Below are 14,988 nucleotides of genomic sequence, written 5' to 3'. Positions count from 1 at the left end.
CTTTCTAATTACTGATCATTATTCCCCATCACTTGGTGGATCTTCTGGTGGATCAATATGCTCATCATCAGAATCTGCATAATGTGGAGCGTTTATTTCTTCCTGTGCTTCTGCCAGACTATCATCGGTACAAGCGATAAGTGACATGTTTGCAACCAGTATGACTAGTGCTAATATTATTTTTTTCATGATTTAATTTTTAAAAGTTTGACATGAGAATGCCATTAGAGCCAAGCCCTGTTTTTACGACATTCCGTAATGTGGAAATCCGTAAACCGGATACCTTTGGGAAGTTGAAAACCAATACGGCAGCAATGAGTTACTTCCCGGTGACCCTGCAGGCCGTATTGATTAATCATGAGTGAGGAATGTTGCGCACATTAGGTTGCAGGCCCAATAGTCATTCGATCACGATGCAAATATTGGAGGTGATGGAGGTTTTTGCTGAGACAAGTGTGGGACAACTGTGAGACAATTTTGTCTCATAATCGATCTATTTGTAAATGAGTGGATTAGATGTTAAATTGTAAAACTGTTCTGGAGTCTAAAATTTACCTATGAAGAAATTTTTGGAGGAAATATTTAAAAAAGCTGAGAAGGAATCGGGTATAAAAAGCTTAAGGGGAAAGTGTGAATATATTTCTGAGAGCTTGCTTGAGAATTTCAAGTATCAGCTTTCCTATAAGTCTCTTGAGCGCTATTATAAAAATGACAGTATTCCTAAAGGGGAAACTATAGATATATTGGCCAGATACCTGGGATATTCAGATTACAATGAATATTTACTTTCTAAAAATTCAGCTGAAAACAATAAGTTAGAAATCAATGTAACCAAAGAACCCAAAGGCCAGTACGCTATAAAAGGTTTTAGACAGTGGGTATTGATAGCTTTAATTCCTTTGATATGTACAGCAGGATATATAAGTTTTATGAATGAAAGTGAAGAATGTATGATTTGGGTTGAAGACCATTATGAATCAAAAAAATGTGAAGGTGAGCGGGGAGAGCAAATATACAGGGCATATTTAGTAGAGAATTTTAGACAGATCGAAGTAAGTGATACCACCTCCTTCTTTAAAAATGGGGAGGTGCAGGTGTGGTATGATAAATTCAATAATGAACTTTATTATTTTACAGCTCCCGGAATCAACCCTGAAAACGGTAAAACCTTGAGACCTATCACAAATTATATGATTAATAAGTATGTATTGTCCGCAGTGAACAAGTAACGCAGACAGTAATAGAAGATCCAGTCTGCGTATAGAATAGCGTTTTTTGTCATTACACTAAGCAGTACTATTCTTAATCATCTCTTGAAATTGCAGGAAAGCATCTCCAAAATCATTTGATAATTCGTAATTGCTAAACTGGTACTCCTCGTTTAAACCGGTGTAAGATTTAAGTCGAATTTCACCGTATTTTACCACAGGAATCTGGTAATTGGCTTTAAACCTTTTATCTCGAGAACCATTTTTGTTAACTTTTGTCCAGGTGTAATCTATAATTTGGGAATCTTTAGGTACGGTACCGGTTTCAGTAAATCTCACATGGCGGTAATGAAATTCCAGCTCATCAATTCCAATAATGGCAAATTTTAACGGGCTGGTGTACATCACTACAAAATTTGGATACAAATAGAGGTCTGCTCCATTAGCGTTTTTGAACACTAGGGCATCGAATTTACACTTAATAAATTCTAGTGAACTAATATAAAATCGAATCTCTTTTTTATGTACTAAATTCTTTGCTGAAGAACGGGTGGCTATTCTGTCTTGATATTGTTCGCTGGTTACGTCCCAAATCTTATAGGAGTTGCAAAGGGAACTAAATTGTTTCCTTAGCTGGTTATAACTATTTTGAAACTCTTCATCAAAATCTATATCCAGATTGACATAACAGTGTCCTATCTCCTGCCTTAACTGTAGGATAGCCAATTTTTGAGCAGCGATATCCTCCCTGATTTTATTAGCAATCTTAAAAATTAGACCATATAGAAAAATATAACTGATAACCAGATGTAGCCGTGTAAGATTTAGCTTTGAACGCACTTTTGCCAGATCCTTTTTAAGTTCTGCTCTTTGGTTTCCAGCCATAATAATGGCCTCTTTAATCTCCATCATATCCCGGCTGGTGATTTCATTTACATCAGCACTTACGATTTCCGTTTCATCATTCACTAGAGAACTCCGGGCAAAACCATTTTTGCCAGGATTATTTTTAGTACTTCCAGATAATTTTTGCCTTTGGTAAATGCCTGTGCCAGGAATACTGGTATTTAAATAAGTACCGTTTTTACCCAAAGTAATGCTCGCACCTCTTACTCCTATAGAAGTATTTATTCCGCTCTTACTTAAATTTAAATGTACTCCAGGAATTAATTTTATTTTTTTGCGATATCTCCAGGCCATGATTAATTTTCAAAAAGTATATTACTTGTCAACTACAACCACATATTTATAATGAACGAAACCTGTAGTTTCTTCATTCCTGCTTTTTACTTTAACCCAATCACCTATCATGGCTAAATAAATGAGTTCCTTATGTAGTGGTAGAGTGGTTATAATATCATACTCAGAACCTGGACCTTCTCTTAAATTCAAAGTTTTTGAGGTCACTTTGAGCGTTTTGAGGTAATATTCCGATTGAGGATCGTTTGCTAGAGAAAAGGAATTTCTAGTGGAAGTTTTAAGAGTTCGGGAAGATCTGTTAGAATTAGAATAATAGTTTGATGTTGAAGTACTCGTTCGTCTTGCGCATACTCCGCAGGAACCGCCACCATTACAATGGCCGCATCTACTACAATTAGAGCAGGCCCTACAGTAGGAGGATCCAGTGCACTTGGCTTCTTTTCCATCACAGCAGGAAGCAATAGAAGTTTCTTTAATTGCTTCCTGTGCAATTACAATTTGAGATAAAAAGAAGGTAAATAAAACCGGAAGAAAATATTTCATTTTATTGAGATAGTCAATTATTAGAATTCACCAAAGACTTCATTTTATTATTCAGGAATTATACCTTAGTTTTTCTACTTACAGCCATTCTTAGAACAGGTAATACTGGCCGAAGTATTTATCCAGTGATCGGGTTTGCTCTTAGTATCTACCCCGCAACCCGTAGTTCCTCCTTTTTGCCCTTTGTGTACTTCTCCTGATGGTGTATGCTTTACTGCCATAATCATATAATTTTTAAATTCAATTGAAAATTAAAAAGATCCAACTATACATGCTTACGGTTTCCCATAAAACTAAGTCCTAATCACCAGGCTTATGCTCATGAGGTTTTAATTTTGGATGTTTTGGTTTTGTTTCTGGATTCACCCGTCTTCTTCTATCTGGTGTACCGTCGGGTTTTTTAGGTTTTGGTCCCGGTTTAATGGCTGTAAGTGGTTCCATAATTTGAGTTTTAGAATTTTCTCTTTAAAGGGTTAGCTAGTATGGCAAGGTTTGCAACAGTAGTAACAATCATTCGATTGATTATAGGTTTTTTGAGCTTCACGCACCGCGCTGTGACAATCTGTATGATAACCTAAATCTAATCGATTTACCAGCTCAGGTTGTTTCGTGCAATATTTATCTTCATGAACCTCGTGATCTCCATTGGACTGTGGGTTTTTGTTTGCATAATAGTCGGGCATAATACTATATTTTTCAATTTGCATTGAAAGGTAAACCCATGATATGAATTTTAATTACGACAATCCGTAAGGCTCATTATTTAATGTGCTGCAAATGAATAATGGAGGATAAAAAAAAACTGATAGATTTTAACTCAGACAGAGAGTTCGGGCCCTTGCTATTGTGAACGCAACTATCTTCTTACCTGAATGGCAGGTGAAATTAGCACAAGTAGGGGGTAAGTGTTCAATTTTTTGTGTTCCTTCCAAATTAATTTCATCAATCGATAAATAATCTAACTGTAATGGGTGCGCCATCTGCTAATTTCAATACGGAATCTGGTGGTATTTCACAGGTAATAATTTCCACGTTCCCATCATGTGGATGTATTATAGTGAAAGTGGCCGGGTATTCGTGTTCTTCGCCAGATGAAAGAAATACATCAATCACCTCCAAGGTCTCATTGTTGGAAACAATCTTTTTCTTACGCTGAACAGTCCAACTTTGAATATCAATAGCCTCTCTACCAAAACTTTTCACGACAATATTACGATCGCTAATGATGATATCTCGTTCCAACCATTCAATTTTCGATGGTTCTTCATAATTTAAATAGTAGTACTCGGAAGCTAGACTTTTATAAGTAGTCTGGGCAAATAATGAACTGTAAATTAGTAATAACGGGATTAGAAGTTTCATCAATATAATGTTGATATCTTATATAAAGATATTCATTAAACCTTTATGATTATCAATTCATTAAGCCTCGTACTGTAACGATTTGATAATTTTCCCTGCTTTATTTTCCAGGTACGTCCTAAATCCTGACCACCGAACTTTATCTTATTATTTTCCCTAAAATTCAACTGATCAACAACTTTCATCAAATTAGTATGCTTAGGATTTTCTTTTGCAAATAGTTGGTATTGTTTCTGGTTACCGGGAGTTAACTTACTAGCTATAATACCTGCTTTTTTATATTGATACCCTTCTTTAAAAATCATCTTCAAACCTGTGAGAGCAGCTTTTACTAATGTGATGCTTGAATTAGTAGGATAAGGAGTATAAATGGAAATACTCGCCCGATACTGCTTTAGATCCTTCCTGAAGGAGTTGGTAAGCAGAAAGATTTGAATTAGCGAGCAGTTGCTCTCCTGTTTTCTAAGTTTCTCACCAATTTTAATGGCATAGGTTGAAACACGCTCTTTGAGATCATCATACTCACTATACATTTTTTCAAATGCTCGGGTGACTGCAATATTTTTTTTAACCGGAGTGGCTTCTAATGATAACGTAGTAAGACCAGAAAGGTCACGTTTCAATCGTAAACCTACTACAGAAAACTCTTTCCTCACATATTCATCATGTAGTTCCACAAACTGCTGCGCATTTTTAATATTAAGAGCGGTGAGCCTTTTCTCATACTGCCTGCCAATACCCCAAACATCACCAATTTTAGTCCATAGTAATGCCTTTCTGATCTTTTCAGGACTATCTAAAATGTAAACACCTTCAGTTCTATTTGAAAATTTCTTAGCGATTTTGTTGGCTACCTTTGCTAGCGCCTTGGTCGGCGCGATACCAACGCTAATAGGAATTCCAGTTCTACTTCTTACGGCCTGGATCATTTTTCTGCCATAAGTTTGCAGGTCAAAATGTTCTTCAAAACCTGCAAGCAGAAGAAAGGCTTCATCTATAGAATAGATCTCAATGTCAGGAGTAAATTCAGAAAGTATATTCATTACCCGTCTGCTCATATCTCCATATAACGCATAATTGGAGGAAAATACATGAACACCATTACTCTGAAACAATTTTTCAAATTGAAAAGCCGGCGCGCCCATTGGGATACCTATTGCCTTGGATTCGTTACTTCTGGCGATAACGCAGCCGTCATTATTAGAGAGAACTACAACTGGCTTGTTTTCTAAGGAAGGATTAAAAACTCTCTCACAGGAAGCATAGAAATTATTGCAGTCTACCAGGGCATACATCATACATACTTGATTACATTGGTCACAATACCCCAGATCAAGAAGTCATTTTCATGGGTTACCTTGATAGGTTTATATTTTTGGTTCTCAGCAATCAGCCAAATAACATCTTTCTCAATTTTTATCCGCTTTACGGTGAATTCACCATCGATAAAGCAAACTGCTATTTTGCCATTCCTGGGTTCCAAACCCTTATTGATTACTAAAAGATCACCGTGTTCAATTCCGGCACCGGTCATAGAATCTCCTTCTACACGGCCAAAAAATGTGGCATCCCTATCTTTAATAATTTCTAAATTTAAATCAATCGAATTATCTAAGTGATCATCTGCAGGTGATGGGAAACCGGCGGTTATGGAGCCTATAAAGGGCAAGATAGGGATTTTGGGAAATGATATGGGAACTACTTTCATAGAAACAAAAGTAGTGATTGGAATAATTACATAAAAATGGAATTATTCCAAATTTATTAGTATATCGAAATTTTAATAATTATAAAGACCGTGAAAAAACGGTAGTAGCTTTTACTTCCTGGGTTTATGTGTTTTGAAATTTACCAGACAGCCATTAAAACTCACCAAATACTATATCCTTTTCGGCTAATTGAACCGCTAGACTAATCGTATCAAGTTGAGCTTTAGTTTTACTCTCCAGTATATCATTCTGTATAACCTGTAGTGCTTTTTCCCTGGTAACCCCTTCATTAAAACTTGTTACCCAGGTATTCGAAACCTCTTCCAGAAGAGACCATTCTTTATGTTGCATTTCTTCCACGAAAATTTCACAATTATCTTTTCGGTTATTCTTTAGATCTATTGAAATTAAAGCATTGAGTCCCATGCGGTCATATTTTTTAATTGGTAAATTAATAGCAATACTATTATAAATTTGAATAATTAGTTGAGAAATATATGCTCTCGGTGCCAATCTAAAGATTCAATAGAAGGATACCAAGACTCTCTATTAGGCAGATAAATTTTCTTGTTGTGAAACTGAGATAAGGTAAAATTAGAATCAGTGTCATTAACGACCGCAGAAACCTTTACTTTATAATCTTCGGTAATGCTTATAAGCCCGCGGTCAAAAGCACGGTGCAGGGTAGGGGATAGAGCAATCCCGTTTTTAACCGTATCATCATTGGAAAGACTAAAGGGGTAAATATGGCAGGCATCAATCATCTGTATGTTTGGAGGCCCCATAATCCGCATTCCAGAGATACAGCAACGATGATCGTATATTCTCGGAATACTCCTTTTAAATAACCCGCCACGAATAAAAAGTTCTTCTTGGAATTGGCTTTCGCCAAGTGTTGATTTGATTAATTGAATTTTCTCCTTGTATTCTTTACTAGACGCATTCTGAATTTGAAATTCGAGTTCAAACTCTTTCGTGAAATCCTGATTATTTAGATAATTATTTTTTGCATTGTAAAAGTATTGATCTAATAACTGTACTTTGAGGAACTCACGAAAATGAGATTGCTGAAGAAGCAAGAATAAATCCCTGTCAATTTCAGCAAATGCGATGGTGTCTTTGAGATTTTTAAAACTTTTAATACTTCCAGAACTGGTGATTCCTATTTCCATTCCCGGTTTTGCTATTAGTCTCCAGAAAGGCTCCGAACGCATATGGAAAAAAGGAAGCGCAAAATTCTCAGTATGACCTGTATCTACTAATTGACTCCAAATATCCCTAAAGTTTAAAAGAAGCTCGGGGGTGATAAAAATGCGATGATCTAAAATCTGGTTTTTACCTATAGCCTTAATAACTGCCAGAAGTAAAATTGGCTTATGAGGTGCTTTGCCTAAACGTCCACTCGCACCTCGTTTTAGTTTTTTAAACCAATGAGAATAATTGTTAAACACTTCATTTTTAATTATAACATCATTTATCATCGGTTTTGACAGAGGATCTTTAGAATCTCTAAAAAAGGTTTTCTCTATTAAATCTTTTTGATCCGTTGTGAAATTCTGATAGCCTGGTATAGAACTAATACCATTTTTAATATGAAGATCCTTAGTTATTTTTAAATAGGGATTATTAATATAGTCTTCTTCTGTTTCAAAAACTATATAACCTGTATGATCGAAAAGTATTCCCGGAAATTTTTTAAGATTATGATACCATTTACCGTCTTTTCTGTAAAGAGCATGGGATACTTCTATTTCGAACAAAGTTCTTAAGGATTCTCCTGTCATTATTATTCTGAAAATTTAAGCCGCCTCAGTTTCTAAGTTTTGGTCTGGAGTTTTAAAATGACTCAAATCAATGTTATATAACCTTTCAAGAAAAAGGTCTATTTCATTCTGGTTTTCAGTACAGATCAAATATTCTATTTGCTCTTCATTAAATTCGTAAATTCCAAAATGCTTGATATAATTTCTACTAAGGGAATAATATCCGGAGCCATAGGGTTTACTCGTATTTACTATATAAAACCAGAATAATCTTGAGGACATAACTTTCCTTAAAAATTCTAAATCTCGGAGATTTTCTGATACGATTGCTAAGCCATTTACAAATAGTAAATCAGGCTCATCATTAGTTACATAATTAGGTATATGTGGTGAGATATGCGGAAATAATAGTTTATACGGAAAAGGTTCTAAGGATTGATTTCTTCCATATTGATACCAAATATCATATTCCGCCCCCTTGCCTTTATCCCTTTTAGCCAACTCTTTTCTATTAGAATCTAAATAACTATAAGCATTCGGGAAATTATTCGCGAATTGATTCTCGTCGATAGTCTTTACTTGGTTATTATTGATTGCATAAGGAAAGATTATTTTTTTCCGAAGTGTTTCAACCGAGTCTAGATTAATAAGTTTATTCGGATTTACAATATCAACACAGCAATTCCTTTCAATGGGATATTCTTTGCCATCATGAATAATATAGTAGAATTGTTCATCATGTCTAAATGGATCAAATATGTAAATTTTATTCTTCAAGGTAGCTATACCATTTCTAGACTTAAATTTTTTACCTAAGGCAATTCCAGTACTTTCAATTTTATCAATTAGTTGTTGTTCTTCTAAATTCCATCCTCTCTCAGAATTAAGAGTTTTGTAATGGATCTTTTTTGAATTAAAGTTATTTTCAAGTAGATCATTAAGGTTGTCTAATTTCACATAATCTAAATGGTCTGAAGGGGTGTTCTCGAACAAACAAATACAAGTGTAAGTAGATTTAGAATCAAATACCTGATAAGCTCCAAAATCTATAATTTCCAGGTTTGAAGTTTTTTCCTGAAAATACGCTCTAAGTGCTCTCCCGTTTACACTTTTAAAGAAAGTATTCATGGTTATATAACCCATTTTTCCACCAGTTTCTAAAAGATTTATTCCAATTTGAAAAAATGGAATGTATAGATCTGGATGTCCTGTTGAACAAACTGACCAATTATCTAATAATGCTTTAGATTCTTCATCTATATTTCTGGAACAAACATATGGCGGATTCCCTACTACGACTGAGAATCCTTTAAATCCTTTAAGAATGTTAGACCATTCAAAACTTAGAGCATTCCCTTGATAAAGATTAAATTCAAAATTTTCGTCCTCTCCTTCTAAGATTGCAGCTAAACTTAATAAGATTTTTGAACGTTTAATAGAATAATTTTGAATGTCTAATCCATAAATATTCTCCCTGTATATATCCGAATAACTTTTCCCGGTATGTTTATGGATTAATTGACTGGCAGTTAAAAGAAAACCTGCACAGCCACAGGCAGGATCACATACTTTAAATTTTGAATTAAGAATTGCTTTATTAGAAATTGATTTTTGGGCTATGTAATTTCTTATTTCAAATGGCGTATAAATTGCTCCATTTATTATTCTATCTGACGGAGAAATTACGAATTCAAAAAGTTCAATTAAAGCCTCTAAATCAAAGTTTTTAATTTCAGATTTTATAGTGGAAATAAAAAATTTTAAGTTACGAAATGAGGTATCCTTTTGTTTTATAATTAAAGATTTTATAATCGTATTATTTCGTACTTCAACTTTATTAATTTCTAAAAAGGCTGATACAATAAGCCTATCTACTTCAATTGGTTTAGTAGAATATGATTTAAGAGTTTTAAATATTGTACTAGTCACCTATTGATTAGCCTTTAAGTAATTCATGTATCTGGAGAACTCTTTATCCAACTCATAGTAGAGTTGTAGCAAGTCTCCTTTAATTTCCTCATTATTTGTTTTGTCTATTATAGATTGAAGTTTAATTTTCTTTTGAAACATTTCATCTAATTTCCAGATTAGACTATATCTAACAAGTCCAAGCTTCAGCTTTGTATGCATATAAATTGCCTCCACAGAATTCTTAACAGGTATTATAGTTCCATCCTGTAATCTTTCAAAATGGTCATTAAAATCAATTTCACAAGGATCAATATAACTCCCTTCATCATCTGACTTTAGGATATTGACGTAGGAACAACAGTAAACGAGATTCGAATAATTTGAAACTAAATCTGGATTTTTGGAATAGGGTTTAAAATGGTCAATATGAAAATTATTTTTACCTCCAAACCAAAAATCAGGACAATCAGTATATCCACAACGGTTATTGAAGTCATTTGCTAAATATGATTTGTAGCTCCGATAACTTTTATATGTTTTAGTGCATGTTCTTTTCGGTCTTGTTAGTCGAAATTTATTCGGCATCGTTATCTAATTTTTGCAAAATTTTATTAACTCTATTCAAAATGTTATCTAATCTATTTGAATTAGAGAGGGATTTAAATTCCGATGGTATTGAATTTCTTGCGTCGATTGATTTTTCCAGAAAATCATCCAGCATTATGATCTGATTTTCAACCTCGATATCTGCTTTTCCTAGCTTTCTAATTTCAATCAGTCTTGTAAGTTCAGTCTGCGCGTTTTCAATTCTTGCTCTATAATGTTCTATTTGGCTCACAACTCTATCCAAAAATTTAGCTTTTGCTTTTCCTTCTGCTTCTTCTTGATTATAAATTAGGTTCTTAACATATACGATGTTCACATCATCACTTTGACTGACAGCTTCATCGTCTAAAGCCGTTAAAACAAAACATGGGAAATAATTTCTAATCGATTGAAATTCTTCAACTAAATCAACCCCATTATAAGGTACATTATAATTTATATCGCTTTTCATTTCATTTAATCTGAAATCTGTAATGAGAGCATCAGGAGCTATCTTTATAATTTCATCGATCATTTCACCTTTATTTGATAAAGGAAGACGACTAACAGCGGTAAGTTCCGTTTTCCCAGTGAAATCCTCTACAAAATCTTCAAAATCATCTAAAGTATCCTTTTCTTCATCAATAAATAATAATTTATACATTCTTATCTTTTATATTTAATTGGAAAAGTTAAACGTATTCCAAATCCAGTCTCTGGATAGAGGAGTAACACTTTTCCATCATTTTCTTCTACAATTGATTTTATTAACCACATTCCTAAACCAGTGCCTTCTTCTTCACCAGTATGTTGATTCCTTCTTGTGGTATATAAAGGCTCAAAAATCACCTCAGGATTGTTAATATCTTTAGATAATCCTGGGCCATTATCATGATAATCTAGGATAATTTCTTTTGAATTACTTCTAACTTTTATGATAACTTCTCTTTTTCTGTCTTCTTTAGATTTTATAAACGCATCGATGGAATTTACAAGTAGATTATTGAATATACTATCAATATCTATTTCAAATACTCGCATATCAAGTTCCTCAATTTCTGTTAAGTTCATTTCGATACCTCGTTCATTTAAAACAGTACTCCAATCCTCCTTTAGGTTTAAAAAATATGGTTTTAGAAATAATTGTTTTCTCTTCCTTTTATCTTTTCTTGTCGCTCCTAATGAAAAATTTAACCAGTTCTGGAGTTTAACATCTTGTTTTTTTATTCTTTCTATTTGTTTAAAAGGATTTTTACTATCTCGTACATGAAAATAATCGGATTCTAAAATCTTTTCAGACATTAGATTTTTTAATTTATCAGTTCTTGAAGCTAAAACATCATTTAATTTACTTAAATCATGACTAAATGACGCCAATACTATTCCGCTGCTGGCAAGACCACGTAAAATTTTTTGTTCGTCCTTTAGCTTTTCAATTTCTTCTTCTTGACGTTCTAATTCACTAGCTAAAATTTCTTTTTCCTTATCGGAGTTACTTTCTTCCTCTTGGCTTTCAGGAGAAATTCCTTGTAATGATTCCTTTTTAGCTCGACTTTTTGCGATTATTTCTTTCTTAAGCTTTTCTGCCTTCTGTCTGTCTCTCTCAGGGCCATACTTTTGATCATCATAATCGGACATTACTCTAGCTATATATGCTCTATCTTTTTCAAATTCTGAGATAATTTCAGCTACTAATAAAGTGAAAATTCGAAAAGTTTTATTCTCCTGTAGTCCTTCACGACTTGATTTATCTTCAAAATTTACATTGGTTAGCCGAGAGATACTAATAGCACCAGCTACATTTTCAGGTTCGACCTTATAGCCACCCTCCTTTTTTGCGACTCCAGCGGGACTTGACGATTTACGATTACCAAGTCCAAGCCAGTCGAAAGCAACATTACTTACTTCACCATATGGCCTTACTCTAAAGTTGTCTCTAAATAATTTTATACCTCCAAATTTATTTAGCCAATCTTTGCGACTGTTGGACATAAAATTTCTATGGAAGTATTTCTTAGCATCAGCTGAATTGGTCTGGCGTTTTAAAAAGTAAAAAGTAAAATCGAATAAGCCAATATTATCAAAAATTTTTTCCTCGTCAATTTCGTTAAATCCCTTTAGTAAGTTGGAAAATGTTGTAGTTTTTTCCCAATAACCTTTTAGAAAATCTGATTTTCTATAGTTATCTTTTTTCATTTCTTCTCGCTCAAAAAAATCATTTGGGATTAACTCAATATCATATTCATTTCTAAATACTTTAATTTTTACGTTTTGATTTTCGTCAGCTGAAGCTATAAGCTTATAATCAAAATCATCACAAATTGATCCGAGAACTTCTCCGTATTTGTTAGAATTTAAGGAGCTAAATACATAGATTTCATAGCCGCCACTTTCTTTAGGAGGAACAAGTACTTCTAAATCAGAGTATACCTGATCAACAAAGTAATCTTCCCAATTGTCCCTTAAATCTGTTATTTTCAAAATTGTTCCAGATTTAAATTCTTTTTCTGAGTTCACTTTTTGAAGAAATTCTTTGGGTATAATTTTTTCCAGATATTCCTTTAAATTATCTGAATTTAATCCAATTAATAGTGCTCCAACAGAACCGATTGTTTTGTAGTCACCTTCAAAATCTTCCCAATTCACCAACCACTTATAACCACTATAATTTGTTGGATTTCCTTCAAAATCCGTATCGGTTAAATGAGAAGAAGGATCAAAAATAGTGGTCATTTCACATTTTCCTCCGAGTTTATCTAATGCAAAACGACCTATTCCTTTTGCGCCTGATTTGACCCTGCCAGATTTGGTAAAGACATTATTTGCTTTATTGTCTGTTCCTATAGTCATCCAATGGTCGCGTATTATATTCTGAGTCATTCCCTCTCCTGAATCAATTATATAAAGGATGGAGAATTCTGATATTAATGATTTGAATTCCTTTTTTTTATCATCGTTTATATTATCGTGAAAAATATATAATTCTTCATCCTCATAATAAGAATATAAACTTGCCATTAAATCAGAAGAAATACCTTTGTTTATAAGGGTATTATAATGTTGTTCATCTATTTCCTTAGAAAAACTTGAATATTTATTATCAAAATAAACGATACTGATTTTGCTATCAGCATCATAACCATTTTTAACCAATTCAATTATTGCTCCTTTGGAGGTTGCGATATTTTCTCTTCCTATTAATCGAGCCGTCCTTGCTGAAACTGTAAAAGGTATTTTATTTGGTTGCATGTTTCTCATCTTTAGAAATAGCTAGAAGATATAAATGATTTCCATTAATTTTATTGTCAAATGGTAATCTACTCTTATCAGACTTAATTCATTTCGCTTGTTTAGAATTGAATTTAAGGAATTAAATAATGGAAATTCACTTACGTTAAATGCTGATTAATGCGAATATATTAAGTTCTATTTTAATAAGTAACTTAAAAATTTAGATTTAAGTTCTAGTGCTTTTGGAGGTAGTTTCCATCAAGTAGCAAAAATTAATAATTCACAAAATAATTTAGTTAATCAAAGAATGGTGAGAAATTATAATTAGGTAGCTTATAGAAAATTCATAGTTATTTCAATTTTCCTAGATAGGGTGAGGTAAAATATTGATTTAATGTGTATGGAAGTGCTTTATAGACGTGAAAAAACAACTTTTTGCGAATTAAAGCTTCTTACAGTTCACCATCAATATGACCTGATCTTCAAAAAAGGAGAACTTATACAACCGGTAGGATGGAGGTAATCTATATCTTTCATATTCCCTTTATAGGTTTTCGTTGAAATCTATAAAGATATCCGGATAAATTAGATCTATTCTAATCTTGATTGGGATGATCTTCTAGAGTTTCCTTAAAAATATCATCATCAAAAAAATCTTTAAGGGTTATTCCCAGTGATTTGCAAACTCTACTAATGGAATAAATAGTCATTCCTCTTTCTGAACCTATCTCTTCCCAAGGTTGAAAATTTTGTCTATCAATATCAATTTCTTTCGAAAGGCTTGATTTGGATTCTCTTCCCCGTAATCGCTTTAATCTCAGCTTAATTTTCTGGCGTAAAATTATGTCTTCTTTTCTGAGCTTACCCATACTGCAATTTGGGCTAATTCAATTTTTTTATTGTAATGCATATGCATTACAATATTTTTGTATATATTTACTTCATAATTAATATATTGCGAACTTCTTAAAATATTAGAAGCATTTCGCTTTGAGTCTCGTATCAGAAAACTGGTAATTTTTAGCACACGAGGTGATAAGCAAGGATGCTCACGACCCGGGCGTGTCATCTGACTTATCTGTGTGCAAGGTATACCAGTACCTCTGATACAATAAGCTTAGTCACGCCCATTTTTTATGCGGTAACTTTTCTTCTCAAAGCTGTTGTTTCTTCACGATAAGAATTCGTATTTAAAATTTAAATATACCCTACATATAGTTACAGGCCATCGTGGCCGGCACTCGCTTATGCAGTGTATTTATAAATCCTGTTTGCGGGAACAGGAAAACAATTTAACAATCCCGTGGGTTACTGTGGAGTCCTATTACTACAGTAGTTGGGTTGGGAACTGCCTTTCATTTCTATTAAGAAGTGGAGGGCAGTGGGTAAACGGGACATGGATGCCTTTTTTGCTCCATATGATGAGTTTGTTTTAGCTAAAAAAAAGAACTGCACATGAAAAAAGAAAAAGAGGAA

17 protein-coding genes are annotated in these 14,988 nt (G+C 33.4%); 1 reads left to right on the top strand and 16 read right to left on the bottom strand.

Annotation, left to right across the window (positions count from 1 at the left end; translation table 11 throughout):
• Positions 1-18 precede the first annotated feature (18 nt).
• The gene (locus tag ABVM50_RS15320) at positions 19-189 is read right to left on the bottom strand and encodes a hypothetical protein (protein ID WP_405199365.1); all 171 of its coding nucleotides are present in this window, start codon (positions 187-189) and stop codon (positions 19-21) included.
• A gap of 368 nt (positions 190-557) precedes the next feature.
• On the opposite strand from ABVM50_RS15320, the gene ABVM50_RS15315 reads away from it, so the two are divergent.
• Positions 558-1,229: a hypothetical protein gene (locus ABVM50_RS15315; RefSeq protein WP_405199364.1), complete on the top strand. Its 672-nt coding sequence runs from the start codon at positions 558-560 to the stop codon at positions 1,227-1,229.
• 57 nt (positions 1,230-1,286) lie between these two features.
• Here ABVM50_RS15315 and ABVM50_RS15310 read toward each other — a convergent pair whose 3' ends face one another.
• The 15 genes from ABVM50_RS15310 to ABVM50_RS15240 all read right to left on the bottom strand — a co-directional run bounded on the left by ABVM50_RS15310 (position 1,287) and on the right by ABVM50_RS15240 (position 14,381).
• Positions 1,287-2,408, bottom strand: a complete 1,122-nt coding sequence (locus ABVM50_RS15310; protein ID WP_405199363.1) for a DUF4236 domain-containing protein — start codon at positions 2,406-2,408, stop codon at positions 1,287-1,289.
• Positions 2,409-2,429: 21 nt separating this feature from the next.
• Positions 2,430-2,615: an SH3 domain-containing protein gene (locus ABVM50_RS15305; protein WP_405199362.1), complete on the bottom strand. Its 186-nt coding sequence runs from the start codon at positions 2,613-2,615 to the stop codon at positions 2,430-2,432.
• Between the two features lie 41 nt (positions 2,616-2,656).
• Positions 2,657-2,899: a hypothetical protein gene (locus ABVM50_RS15300; protein WP_405199361.1), complete on the bottom strand. Its 243-nt coding sequence runs from the start codon at positions 2,897-2,899 to the stop codon at positions 2,657-2,659.
• A 126-nt stretch (positions 2,900-3,025) separates the two neighbouring features.
• Positions 3,026-3,172, bottom strand: a complete 147-nt coding sequence (locus tag ABVM50_RS15295; protein WP_405199360.1) for a hypothetical protein — start codon at positions 3,170-3,172, stop codon at positions 3,026-3,028.
• Between the two features lie 79 nt (positions 3,173-3,251).
• Positions 3,252-3,392, bottom strand: a complete 141-nt coding sequence (locus ABVM50_RS15290) for a hypothetical protein (protein ID WP_405199359.1) — start codon at positions 3,390-3,392, stop codon at positions 3,252-3,254.
• 501 nt (positions 3,393-3,893) lie between these two features.
• On the bottom strand, positions 3,894-4,313 hold the full coding sequence (locus tag ABVM50_RS15285; protein ID WP_405199358.1) for a hypothetical protein: 420 nt from the start codon (positions 4,311-4,313) through the stop codon (positions 3,894-3,896).
• Between the two features lie 35 nt (positions 4,314-4,348).
• Positions 4,349-5,611 carry a Y-family DNA polymerase gene (locus tag ABVM50_RS15280; protein ID WP_405199357.1) on the bottom strand — a complete coding sequence of 421 codons (1,263 nt, stop codon included), beginning with the start codon at positions 5,609-5,611 and terminating at the stop codon, positions 4,349-4,351.
• Positions 5,608-6,021 carry a LexA family protein gene (locus tag ABVM50_RS15275; RefSeq protein ID WP_405199356.1) on the bottom strand — a complete coding sequence of 138 codons (414 nt, stop codon included), beginning with the start codon at positions 6,019-6,021 and terminating at the stop codon, positions 5,608-5,610. The genes ABVM50_RS15280 and ABVM50_RS15275 overlap by 4 nt, the downstream gene beginning before the upstream one ends.
• Before the next feature lie 154 nt (positions 6,022-6,175).
• Positions 6,176-6,448 carry a hypothetical protein gene (locus ABVM50_RS15270; protein WP_405199355.1) on the bottom strand — a complete coding sequence of 91 codons (273 nt, stop codon included), beginning with the start codon at positions 6,446-6,448 and terminating at the stop codon, positions 6,176-6,178.
• A 56-nt stretch (positions 6,449-6,504) separates the two neighbouring features.
• Positions 6,505-7,806: an HNH endonuclease gene (locus ABVM50_RS15265; protein WP_405199354.1), complete on the bottom strand. Its 1,302-nt coding sequence runs from the start codon at positions 7,804-7,806 to the stop codon at positions 6,505-6,507.
• A 15-nt stretch (positions 7,807-7,821) separates the two neighbouring features.
• Positions 7,822-9,714 (bottom strand): class I SAM-dependent DNA methyltransferase, encoded by a 1,893-nt coding sequence (locus ABVM50_RS15260; RefSeq protein WP_405199353.1) that lies wholly within the window; start codon positions 9,712-9,714, stop codon positions 7,822-7,824.
• Positions 9,715-10,281: a hypothetical protein gene (locus tag ABVM50_RS15255; protein WP_405199352.1), complete on the bottom strand. Its 567-nt coding sequence runs from the start codon at positions 10,279-10,281 to the stop codon at positions 9,715-9,717.
• Complete coding sequence (locus tag ABVM50_RS15250) at positions 10,271-10,945, bottom strand: hypothetical protein (protein ID WP_405199351.1); 675 nt, start codon at positions 10,943-10,945, stop codon at positions 10,271-10,273. Before ABVM50_RS15250 ends, ABVM50_RS15255 begins: the two co-directional genes overlap by 11 nt.
• 2 nt (positions 10,946-10,947) lie before the next feature.
• The gene (locus tag ABVM50_RS15245; RefSeq protein WP_405199350.1) at positions 10,948-13,530 is read right to left on the bottom strand and encodes an ATP-binding protein; all 2,583 of its coding nucleotides are present in this window, start codon (positions 13,528-13,530) and stop codon (positions 10,948-10,950) included.
• Between the two features lie 578 nt (positions 13,531-14,108).
• Entirely contained in the window at positions 14,109-14,381 is a 273-nt protein-coding gene (locus ABVM50_RS15240; protein WP_405199349.1) for an XRE family transcriptional regulator, read from the bottom strand.
• Positions 14,382-14,988: the final 607 nt, after the last annotated feature.

This window comes from Christiangramia sp. LLG6405-1, from assembly GCF_045055805.1.
Lineage (GTDB): Bacteria > Bacteroidota > Bacteroidia > Flavobacteriales > Flavobacteriaceae > Christiangramia.
Note: the sequence above shows the minus strand (reverse complement) of the source record. Positions and strands in the feature narration are given on the sequence as shown.

What these genes read in the sequence shown, in the direction of transcription:
- ABVM50_RS15280 (WP_405199357.1), bottom strand. Translation starts at nt 5,611, where the DNA reads ATGATGTATGCCCTGGTAGACTGCAATAATTTCTATGCTTCCTGTGAG.
- ABVM50_RS15315 (WP_405199364.1), top strand. Translation starts at nt 558, where the DNA reads ATGAAGAAATTTTTGGAGGAAATATTTAAAAAAGCTGAGAAGGAATCG.
- ABVM50_RS15240 (WP_405199349.1), bottom strand. Translation starts at nt 14,381, where the DNA reads ATGGGTAAGCTCAGAAAAGAAGACATAATTTTACGCCAGAAAATTAAG.
- ABVM50_RS15250 (WP_405199351.1), bottom strand. Translation starts at nt 10,945, where the DNA reads ATGTATAAATTATTATTTATTGATGAAGAAAAGGATACTTTAGATGAT.
- ABVM50_RS15285 (WP_405199358.1), bottom strand. Translation starts at nt 4,313, where the DNA reads ATGAAACTTCTAATCCCGTTATTACTAATTTACAGTTCATTATTTGCC.
- ABVM50_RS15265 (WP_405199354.1), bottom strand. Translation starts at nt 7,806, where the DNA reads ATGACAGGAGAATCCTTAAGAACTTTGTTCGAAATAGAAGTATCCCAT.
- ABVM50_RS15310 (WP_405199363.1), bottom strand. Translation starts at nt 2,408, where the DNA reads ATGGCCTGGAGATATCGCAAAAAAATAAAATTAATTCCTGGAGTACAT.
- ABVM50_RS15255 (WP_405199352.1), bottom strand. Translation starts at nt 10,281, where the DNA reads ATGCCGAATAAATTTCGACTAACAAGACCGAAAAGAACATGCACTAAA.
- ABVM50_RS15320 (WP_405199365.1), bottom strand. Translation starts at nt 189, where the DNA reads ATGAAAAAAATAATATTAGCACTAGTCATACTGGTTGCAAACATGTCA.
- ABVM50_RS15245 (WP_405199350.1), bottom strand. Translation starts at nt 13,530, where the DNA reads ATGCAACCAAATAAAATACCTTTTACAGTTTCAGCAAGGACGGCTCGA.
- ABVM50_RS15275 (WP_405199356.1), bottom strand. Translation starts at nt 6,021, where the DNA reads ATGAAAGTAGTTCCCATATCATTTCCCAAAATCCCTATCTTGCCCTTT.
- ABVM50_RS15290 (WP_405199359.1), bottom strand. Translation starts at nt 3,392, where the DNA reads ATGGAACCACTTACAGCCATTAAACCGGGACCAAAACCTAAAAAACCC.
- ABVM50_RS15270 (WP_405199355.1), bottom strand. Translation starts at nt 6,448, where the DNA reads ATGGGACTCAATGCTTTAATTTCAATAGATCTAAAGAATAACCGAAAA.
- ABVM50_RS15295 (WP_405199360.1), bottom strand. Translation starts at nt 3,172, where the DNA reads ATGGCAGTAAAGCATACACCATCAGGAGAAGTACACAAAGGGCAAAAA.